We start from the raw sequence: 2,643 nt of genomic DNA on the forward strand, positions 1-2,643 counted from the left end.
GATCGAAATTATGTTGTAAGTAATGTTGTCCGAGTACCGGGAGTTACTTCTAGTGCTCAAGTTGATGCTTTAACTGTTAGTCAGCGTGGTCAAGAGGTTAAATATTTTGATGGATTGGGAAGAATCGTACAAACAGTTGTGACACAAGGGAGCCCTGGATTGAAAGACATTGTTACACCGGTTGAGTACGATGGATATGGTCGTGTGGTTAAAGAGTATCTTCCTTATGTGGATTTAGCAGGCAACGTATTTGGCGGCTTGAAAACAGGGGCTTATGCTGATCAATCCAGTTTTTATGCAACGAGCAACACGAGTGTAACTGATGTGGCTCGTGATAATGGACCATTTGTACAAAAGTTTATTGAGTTTTCCCCAATGAACCGTGTATTAGAAGCAGGTGCGCCAGGTAGTGTGTGGCAGCCTGGAAGTGGAAGGGTAATCAAGTCAATCCAGAGTTTCAATACGGCAGCCGAAGATGTGAAGAGATGGAATATAGGATATGGAGTAGATGCAATACCCACAGTTGTAGGTGTTTATAGTGACAACGATCTTCATAAGTATTTGGTGATTGACGAGCATGGCAATCGTATTATTGAATACAAAGATCGAGAAAATAAGACGATTTTAAAAAAGGTACAAAGTAGTAGTAATCCCGGTGTCAGTTACAGTGGATGGGCGTCTACTTATTATATTTATGATGACTACAATCTTTTGAGGTATGTAATACAACCTCGCGGTGTAGAGCTATTGCAAACTGCTAGTTGGATATTAAGTACTTCCATTAAAGAAGAACAGACATTTAGATATGAATACGATGATCGAGGGAGAATGATTGTTAAAAGAGTGCCGGGAGCAGCAGAAGTTCAGATGGTTTATGATTCAAGAGACCGTTTAATATTAGTACAAGATGGAAATTTAAAGGGGAAAGGAAAGTGGCTGGTGACTTTGTACGATGGACAGAACAGGCCGGTACAAACTGGATTATGGAACAGTAGTTTAACGGGAGTACAACATCGGAGCGCAGGGGCATCATTAATAGGATATCCATTTACAGTTTCAAATATTCCAGGGAGTGGTTTTGAGTTACTGACTGAAACGTACTACGATACCTATTCCAACCTTCCATCAGGCTTTCAATCTTATGATAATAGTTATAGTGGTATGTTGTTGACTCCAAGCGGCAGTTTTCCCTTTGCTCAAGGATATACGGCTTTGCCAATTGCTAGAGGTTACCAAACAGGTGCTAGAGTAAAAGTGCTAGGTAGTACCAATCAGTACTTATATATAGCCAGTTTTTATGATGATAAAGGCAGAGTTGTTCAAACTAAAGCACAGAATATAACCGGAGGTACCGATATAGTGACCACACAGTACAGCTATACGGGTCAAGTTTTAGTTGTAGTCAATAGGCAACAACAGGTTAGTTCGAGCAATCCACAAATTCACACCGTTGTTTCAAAAATGGAGTATGATGCTTCCGGGCGACTGTTGTTAGTTAAGAAGTCTGTAAGTAGCACGATTAACGGAGTATCCGTGACAAAAGCGGAGCAATTAATATCCAATCAACAGTATAACACTATTGGTCAGTTAAGGTCGAAGAAATTGGCACCATCTTATAAAACTAATGGACTTGAAAATTTGGTTTATGACTACAATATTAGAGGTTGGATTGTTGGAATGAATCGAGACTACTTACGAGATCAAGGAGCTGTTGGATATCAAGATCGTTTCTTCGGATTTGAATTACGATACAATGAGGATTTTACTACCTCAGGTGCCACAAGTGGATCCCCGAATCAATATAACGGAAACATAAGTGGTGGCTTGTGGAAAACAAAAGGCGATATGGTGCGCCGAAAATTTGACTTCGAGTACGATCAGATGAATCGACTAGCAAAAGCAAATTATCTACAAAACAGTACAGTAGCGAGCGGCGGATCTTGGAATAATACTGAGATGAACTTTAGTGTACATGGATTTGATGCTGATAACAACTGGGGAATAAAATATGATGCGAATGGAAATATTTTACAGATGATTTCCCATGGATTCAAATTAGGTGATCCAACCGGTTACATAGATGCGCTGCGCTATACTTATAATACAAATAGCAATAAGTTGGAATATGTGGGAGACGATTATTCAGACCCCAATACAAAGCTCGGAGATTTCAAAGATGGTACAAATGCTCCTGGGTCCGATGATTATGCATATGACGTGAATGGAAACATGACAATTGACAATAATAAAGCAATTGATTCGATACAATATAATCATTTGAATCTACCTGCGTATATGCATATAAAAGGAAAAGGAACTATTTTTTATACTTATGATGCCCTGGGTAATAAGCTAAAAAAGACTGTGTTGGATAGCACTGCTTCACAAAAGACAACTAGCACAGTTTATATGGCTGGCTTTGTATATGAAGATGAGAAGCTTCAATTTTTTGGTCATGAAGAAGGTAGGGTACGTTATAAAGCAGCAGTAGGAAGCACTTCAGCCAGTTTTCAGTTCGATTATTTCTTAAAAGACCACCTCGGTAACGTACGTATGGTACTTACAGAAGAAAGTCAACAAGATGTTTATCCGGCGTTGACATTTGAAGGTACTTGGACGGACACGACCACCGCAGTAGCTATT

1 protein-coding gene is annotated in these 2,643 nt (G+C 39.5%); it reads left to right on the forward strand.

What is annotated here, in order from left to right; translation table 11 throughout:
* On the forward strand, positions 1-2,643 hold a 2,643-nt coding region (locus ACQ2HE_RS19815; protein ID WP_430902504.1), incomplete at both ends, for a DUF6443 domain-containing protein.

It is taken from the genome of Endoryza foliicola, assembly GCF_050589245.1.
GTDB classification, from domain to species: Bacteria; Bacteroidota; Bacteroidia; order Chitinophagales; family Chitinophagaceae; genus Endoryza; species Endoryza foliicola.